6 protein-coding genes and 1 pseudogene are annotated in these 7,390 nt (G+C 42.8%); all 7 read right to left on the bottom strand.

What is annotated here, in order from left to right:
- Positions 1–143: 143 nt before the first annotated feature.
- The gene (locus AC4HAL_RS10855; RefSeq protein ID WP_491094169.1) at positions 144–716 is read right to left on the bottom strand and encodes a DNA-3-methyladenine glycosylase I; all 573 of its coding nucleotides are present in this window, start codon (positions 714–716) and stop codon (positions 144–146) included.
- A gap of 223 nt (positions 717–939) precedes the next feature.
- A complete protein-coding gene (gene ruvA / locus AC4HAL_RS10850; RefSeq protein WP_491094168.1) occupies positions 940–1,533 on the bottom strand; it encodes a Holliday junction branch migration protein RuvA in 594 nt (197 codons plus the stop codon).
- Positions 1,534–1,881: 348 nt separating this feature from the next.
- Positions 1,882–3,846, bottom strand: coding sequence for a DNA mismatch repair endonuclease MutL (gene mutL / locus AC4HAL_RS10845; RefSeq protein ID WP_491094167.1), 1,965 nt, complete (start codon positions 3,844–3,846; stop codon positions 1,882–1,884).
- Positions 3,847–3,900: 54 nt separating this feature from the next.
- Complete coding sequence (gene mutS / locus AC4HAL_RS10840) at positions 3,901–6,465, bottom strand: DNA mismatch repair protein MutS (RefSeq protein ID WP_491094166.1); 2,565 nt, start codon at positions 6,463–6,465, stop codon at positions 3,901–3,903.
- Positions 6,452–6,805 (bottom strand): YlbF family regulator, encoded by a 354-nt coding sequence (locus AC4HAL_RS10835; RefSeq protein WP_447452596.1) that lies wholly within the window; start codon positions 6,803–6,805, stop codon positions 6,452–6,454. The genes mutS and AC4HAL_RS10835 overlap by 14 nt, the downstream gene beginning before the upstream one ends.
- Positions 6,805–7,233, bottom strand: coding sequence for an arginine repressor (gene argR / locus AC4HAL_RS10830; RefSeq protein ID WP_447452597.1), 429 nt, complete (start codon positions 7,231–7,233; stop codon positions 6,805–6,807). Before argR ends, AC4HAL_RS10835 begins: the two co-directional genes overlap by 1 nt.
- Positions 7,234–7,276: 43 nt before the next feature.
- A pseudogene (locus tag AC4HAL_RS10825) lies at positions 7,277–7,390 on the bottom strand (IS982 family transposase); the annotation flags it as partial.

The raw sequence follows: 7,390 nt of genomic DNA, 5'->3' as shown, positions 1-7,390 counted from the left end.
ATAATCTGGCTTTTCTTTGTGAAACATGGCCTTACCTCACAAACTGTTTTCTTTTAGTATACTCCTAAACAGAGCAAAAAGCTCTTAGAAATGTAATTCCAAGAGCTTTGTCTTCAGTCTGAAGCACCGCCTGAGCGGTGCTTTTATTTGACTTGGGTATTAGGATTCCAGTCGCAGTCTATTTCGTGGTCATTAATCAAGCCAGCAGCTTGCAAAAAAGAATAAACCGCAACCGGACCTACAAATTTAAAGCCCTGTTTTTTCAGTTCTTTGGATACCTGTTCAGACAAGAGAGTTTTAGCTGGTGCTTGGCGATAATCTTCAACGTGGTTATTGATGGTGTGACGGTCAACGAAAGACCAAATATAAGTATCAAAAGAACCATAGATCTCTTGAATCCGGCGAAAAGCTTGAGCATTGGCACGGGTGGCGTAAATTTTTAAACGATTGCGGACAACCGCAGGATTCTGCAAAATATCTTCCAATTCAGTATCACTCATGGCCGCAACGGTATCGATCTGGTAATCGTGAAAAGCCTCCTTGAAAGCTGTCCGTTTATTGAGGATGGTTTCCCAAGAAAGGCCTGCTTGATAAGTCTCCAAGCAGAGCAGCTCAAAAAGGGCTCGCTCATCATGTAGAGGACGCCCCCATTCTTTGTCATGGTAATCAACATACAAAGGGTTAGTCATCTTAACCCAACCGCAGCGCTTGGTCATATTAGTCTCCTTTTATAGTTATAAGGGCTGATTGAACAGCTTAGTATCTTGTGTCATTAACTTGGTTTAAAAACAGGGATAGATCTGATTTATTAATACTCAAAAATCCTTTTTGTATGCGTTTGTCGTCGTTTAGCGGCATTGATCAAAAGATAAAGTGTCTTGCCGCAAACATGTAGCTTAAGTCTTCCATTTACTCTTTTTTGGCGCTCCTAGTATCTTGTTATTTCATTAACATTTTGAGAGCCTGCTTGATATAATTCTCAGCTGTCTCACTAGTGCCTTCGAAAAAGGCTCGAATTTTTTTAAGTTCGCTAGCCTTATAACCTAAAGCTAAAAGAGCCTCCATAGCTTCATCGAGAGCTTGATTAGCTGATAATGGTGCCGATTTGACTGCAATTCCACCAGTTTGTGGAAGGTCTACAAATTTGCCTGCCAAGTCCAAGACCATTTGCTGAGCGGTCTTCTTACCGATTTTAGGAAACTTGGTGAGATACTTGATATCGCTGTTCTCAATGGCTGTTACTAGACCTTCATTATCATTAACAGCAACGATGGCTAGGGCGGTTGTCGGACCGATCCCTGAAACGGAAATCAATTTAAGAAAAACATCTTTCTCATCTTCATTGTGAAAACCATAGAAAAGCTGAGCATCCTCACGAACTACGTGATGGAGAAAGATTTGAATTGACTGATTCATCTGATTAGAAAAAGAGTAAGGATTGGCAACATTGATCATATAACCGATGCCGCCTGTTTCGACTACTATATAAGTTGCTGTAATTTTGGTCAGCTGACCTTTGAGGTAATCGTACATGTTTAGTACCTTTCTGGATAGATATTTTTCTATAAAATTTTACCAAAAAAGTCTGAGCAAAAACTCGTCCCATCCTCATGTTTTTGAACAAACTCTTTACGCGGTGGAGAAGATTAGATCCGCTACTTTTATCAACAATCTTCAACTATTTCTCAAACAGTTGAAAGAAATTCTTTGCACAAGACCAAAGTGTAGACTTTAACATCTGGGAGGCTGCCTGAAGTACGACCCCTGAAACAGGAGGGTGAAGTAGATATTAGGAATTAAGCCCTTCTAGATCACAGGCTAAAAACACAGGAGAGGTACTAAAATTAAAGCGATTTGAGCCGAGCTATTCCCCTATCTGGTCTAGTATTTCCCCAGTTCTCGTAAGCTAGTGTGATTTTCTTGAATACGGCGGAACATTTTTTCCATATCCGACTTGGTAAAGTTGACAAGAACTGGACGCCCATGCGGGCAGTTATAAGGATTTTTACACTGGGCTAGCTGAACAAGGAGGTTTCTTGCTGAGTAGTCATCCAAGGCGTGATTGGCCTTGATTGAGCGTTTACAGCTCATCATAATAGCTAACTCAGCACGGTATTCCTTAACTGAAACCTGTTCTGTCAGCAAAAGCATATCACACATCTCATAGACACCCGATTCAATTTCCTCTTCCTTCATCCAGATTGGGTGCTCCCGCAGGATAAAAGTATTGTGCCCATAGGGCTCCAGATTGATACCAACCTCATTAAGCAGAGAACTTTTTTCCTGTAAATTGATAAAATCATCAGCCATAAACTCAAAGAGGTAGGGAACAAGCAACTGCTGTAAAGAACTGTCAACCTCTCCGATTTTTTCTCGGTAATACTCATATTTAACGCGCTCTTGGGCCGCATGCTGGTCAATGATATAGAGGCCGCCATTACCTTGGGCAAAGAGATAGGTGCCCTGCATCTGTCCAAAATAGTCCAACTCAGGAAATTGGAAGGTTTCTTCGTTTTCTAAGCGATTGAGTAGACGTTTGGTTTGAGATTTTTTGGAAAAATCAATATCTGGATGCTCATGATCATCTTCTAGGTCTGTCTGACGCTGAGCTAGCTTAACGGCAGATGATTCAGTAGCTTCAGATACCTGCTTATCAGGTCTGTCAACTTGTTTGACATTACTAATTTCTTCAGGGGCACGTGTCTCAGCAACTTGATTATCATTCTTAATGAAGAAATCTTGAGCTTCCTTATCGTAATAAAGATTAGTCCGCTTGAGGGGCAGGCTGGTCTGAACTGGAACCTGGCTTCGGCGGACACTCGACTTAGCTAAATTTTCTAAGGCATCTGGTATTAGATCTTGTTCTCTCAAGCTCTCTGCAATCGCATCTTTTATCAACTGCATCAGTTCTTTTTCTTTTGAAATTCGTACCTCCTGCTTAGTTGGGTGAACATTGACATCTGCTAGATAAGGATCAATTTGAATATCAATGACGGCAAGAGGAAAACGACCAACCATAAGTTTGGAACCGTAACCATCTAAGATGGCACGATTAAGGAGAAAGTTTTTGATATAACGGCCATTAATTAAAATCGTAATATAGTTGCGGTTAGCCCGTGTCAATTCGGGCAAGCTGACATAGCCCGAAACCTCAAAATCCAGATCAGACGCTGAAATTTCCACCATCTTTTTGGCCGTATTAAGACCATAAATTCCCGCGATGGCTTGTCGCAAATCACCTGTCCCCGCAGTTTTGGTCAGCTCTCGACCATCATTAATCAGACTAAAGGCAATCTCTGGATGGGCCAGACTCTGACGGTTGACCACATCCACAATATGGCCCAACTCCGCTTGCAGTGATTTCATGTACTTTAGGCGAGCGGGTGTATTGAAGAAGAGGTCTTCCACTGTGATTTTGGTTCCAACGGGTGTACTGATTGGTTCTTGCGACACAATATCCCCACCCTTAGCGACTAATAAGGTTCCATATTTTGCACCTGCAGTCGCAGTTTTGAGACTTATATTACTAATAGAAGCTATCGAGGGTAGAGCCTCTCCACGAAAACCCAAGGTTCTGATGCGGAAGAGATCAGCTTGATTTTTAATTTTACTAGTTGCGTGGCGACGCAGACTCAAGGGTACATCTTCCCCTTCAATCCCCTGACCATTATCTGTTACCTGAATTTTTTTTAAGCCGGATTCTTCAATTTCGATGGTAATTTGTGTACTACCTGCATCAATAGCGTTTTCTATCAATTCTTTAACAACGCTGCTGGGACGCTCAACCACTTCACCTGCTGCAATCTGATTGGCCAGAACCTCAGGTAATTCTATAATTTTTGACATAAAATCCTCACTTTGTGCAATTGTTCAAGTCGCCGGCTGATAGGGGCTTAGGAATTATACTAGTTTTTTGAGTTCATAAAGAGTATTCATTGCTTCCATCGGGGTCATATTGACCACATCAATCTCTCTTAACGCTTGAAGGAGTTGGCTATCACTTCCTGACTCCTCAAACAGGGATACCTGATGAGGTATCGGCTCTTCCTTGACGGTCTTGTCAAGGCTGTCAACTCTGGATTGCTCCTCTATTAGATCGACCGAGTGGGCTTCTAGGTCTGCTAAAATATGATCAGCCCGCTCCAATAAAGTCTTCGGAAGACCAGCTATCTTAGCAACATGGATACCATAAGACTTATCAGCCGGCCCATCAGTAATTTTATGCAAGAAGGTGACATCCCCGTCCTTTTCCAAGGTAGATACATGCACGTTGACAAGATGTGGCAAGCTAATTGACAGATCTGTCAACTCATGATAATGAGTTGCAAATAAAGTTTTGGCTCCAACTTCATTGTGAATATACTCAATAATCGACTGGGCGAGAGCCATCCCATCATAGGTCGCTGTTCCTCGGCCCAGTTCATCAAAAAGGATGAGTGAACGGGCACTGGCTCTTTGAATAGCTGTATTAGCTTCCATCATTTCCACCATAAAGGTTGACTGACCTGAAATCAGATCATCTGCAGCACCAATACGGGTGTAGATAGCATCAAAAATCGGCAGATTAGCTGACTGGGAGGAAACAAAGGCACCAATTTGTGCCATGACAACAATCAAGGCTAACTGACGCATATAGGTCGATTTACCGCTCATATTAGGCCCTGTAATGAGCTGGATCATAGTCTCTTGATCTAATTGAATCGTATTAGGAATGTATTCCTGACTGCCCATCACCTTTTCGACGGCGGCATGGCGGCCTTCTTGGATATTAATTACATCATCAGTATTGAAAACAGGGCGGACATAATGATTGATTTCAGCTACAGTCGCAAGGCTCTGGAGGACATCAACGGTGGCGATGTTTTTGGCTAAATCTTGCAGTCGTTGGATATACTTTTCAACTTGATTGCGGATACTAATAAAAATATCATATTCTAAGTCAGCGGATTGTTCCCGTGCTTCCAGCATATCGCCCTCTATTTTGGCTAATTCCGCCGTACCAAAACGCTCTGAATTTTTCAGTGTGGCCTTACGAAAGAAATGTTCTGGAACCAGAGATAGGTTAGAATTGGTCACATGAAAATAATAGCCATCCTTGCGATTATAATCAATTTTGAGGGTAGTAATGCCGCTGGCTTCCCTCTCTTTGGCCTCGATTTCAGCAATCCACCGAGTACCTTCGCGCATGACCTGACGGTAGTGGTCAAGGCGCTCGTCGAACCCCGCTTTGATAATACTGCCTTCTGTAATCGTTGCTGAAGCATCTGAATCAATCGCTGCATCAATAAGAGTAGACAGATCTGGCAATGCGTCAATATCAGCATTTAAGGCGGCTAGTTCTGGACTATCAAACTCTGTTAGAATTGTCTTGATTTTAGGGACCTGCGCAAGAGTTTGACCTAACTGCAATAAATCCTTGGGGTTGGCCTTACCAAATGAAACACGGCTTGCTAGCCGCTCAATATCATATACCCCCTTAAGACTGTCGGTTAAATCACTGCGTTCAAAGAAATGGTCAAGAAAGGTTTGAACAATCTCCTGACGTTCTAAAATGCGCTCCGGACTGACTAAAGGGCGGTCTATCCAGGTTCGCAAGAGCCGCATCCCCATAGCAGTCTTTGTCTCGTCCAAAAGCCAGAACAGACTCCCATGCTTCTTGCCAGTTCGAGCGTTTTCCAGTAAATCCAGACTCGTTTTAGTTGCATAGGACATCTGCAAGAAATCCTTGATTTCATAGTGAATCAAGGTTTGTAGATGACTGAGTTCACGTTTTTGCGTCGTGTGCACATACTGTAAAAGCTTGCCTGCCGCTTGGGCCTCTACAGCTGACAAGTCACTACCAATTAGATGAACGTCATCATAAACTTGAAATTCCGGTGATAGCAACAGGTTCATCTGCTTGGTTAAGATTTCCTCTTGTCTTTGATCGAGTTCATAGCCCACTACTATTTCACGCGCCTTGAGATTCTGAACTTCACTGCGAACGGCTGTAAAATCGCTCAGGCTGGTGGCGTAAAACTCTCCCGTTGCAACATCCATATAAGATAGCCCATAGCTGCCGCTAAGATAATCAACCGCTACCAAAAAATTATTGGCATTGTCAGGCTTAGTTGAGTCAACTACCGTTCCAGGAGTGATAACTTGTACTACCTCGCGTTTAACAACACCGACAGCCTGCTTGGGGTCTTCCATCTGCTCAGCAATAGCCACCTTGTAACCCAAATCAACAAGGACATCGATGTATTGCTGGGCTGAATGGTAGGGGACGCCTGCCATAGGAATGGGGGTATCCGCATTTTTATTACGACTGGTTAAGCTAATCTCCAAAATCTGAGCCGCTTTGATGGCATCATCGTAGAATAGTTCATAAAAATCTCCCATCCTAAAAAGCAAAAAAGCATCCGGATAGGATTCTTTGATGTCTAAATACTGCTGCATACCGGGAGAAATTTTATCTTTTGCCATTCCCTAATTCCTCATTTATCTTTTCTTCTATACTGCTGGTGACATATTGCAGAAGATCACTGGCATCCTGCATTTTTTCACGATAATCCTGAACCAGTGGGAGCTGAGCTAATTCTTGTTCCAACTGATCAGCTGTCTGCCCTGACTGGTTGGCCGCCCGTCTTTTTTCTAGTTTTTCAAAAAGCACGGCCTCCTGCTGGTAAGCCTTCATGGCATGAGCTTGTTTACGGAGTTCTGGCAGTTGTTCCACCTTATTTTGAACAGCATGAAAAGCTTGGACACTTTCATGCTGAGCTAACAATCTTTGTAAAGCCTTAGTGGCCTCTTCTAAATTTGCCATCAGCTTAACTCATCTTCAATAGCCTTGGCCCTGTCCTCGTCTTGGCAAATAACAAGGAGGGTATCTGCTCCTGCAACCGTTCCTAAAATATCACTGCGTTTCTCTTGGTCAATAATATTGGCCAGAACATCTGCCTCGCCTAGCTCTGTCTTTAAGACTAGGATAAAACCAGCTCTGGAAAGATGCTTAAGATAATCTTGAACCGCATCAGCTAGATGAGAGAACTCATCTGTGGAGAGACTGTAGTAGAGCTTGCCTGAGTCATCGCGGCGCTTCAAAAGGCCAATCTCCCGCAAATCCCGCGACAGGGTCGCCTGAGTCACCGCAATTCCTTGCTTAGCGAGACTGTCTTTGATCTCTTCCTGTGTTCCGACGCGCTCTTCTTGGATAATCATTTTAATCTTGTGTTGACGTTCTGTTTTATTCATTGTTTTTTTCTGTTATCTCCCAATTTATACCTTACCCGTGGTGCTAGTTAAAAAATCTTAAGTTATAGGTAAAGATTGCCTGCTCTAACCATAGTTCTAGACCTTTTAAGCTTCTCACCAATGGTCTTTCGATATCAAACTCAGAACATAAAACTGA

The sequence above is a fragment of the Streptococcus sp. ELY_125 genome (assembly GCF_058314535.1).
The sequence above is the reverse complement of the archived record's forward strand: the minus strand, read 5'-3'. Positions and strand labels throughout refer to the sequence as shown.

What these genes read in the sequence shown, in the direction of transcription:
- mutL (WP_491094167.1), bottom strand. Translation starts at nt 3,846, where the DNA reads ATGTCAAAAATTATAGAATTACCTGAGGTTCTGGCCAATCAGATTGCA.
- AC4HAL_RS10835 (WP_447452596.1), bottom strand. Translation starts at nt 6,805, where the DNA reads ATGGCAAATTTAGAAGAGGCCACTAAGGCTTTACAAAGATTGTTAGCT.
- AC4HAL_RS10855 (WP_491094169.1), bottom strand. Translation starts at nt 716, where the DNA reads ATGACCAAGCGCTGCGGTTGGGTTAAGATGACTAACCCTTTGTATGTT.
- mutS (WP_491094166.1), bottom strand. Translation starts at nt 6,465, where the DNA reads ATGGCAAAAGATAAAATTTCTCCCGGTATGCAGCAGTATTTAGACATC.
- ruvA (WP_491094168.1), bottom strand. Translation starts at nt 1,533, where the DNA reads ATGTACGATTACCTCAAAGGTCAGCTGACCAAAATTACAGCAACTTAT.
- argR (WP_447452597.1), bottom strand. Translation starts at nt 7,233, where the DNA reads ATGAATAAAACAGAACGTCAACACAAGATTAAAATGATTATCCAAGAA.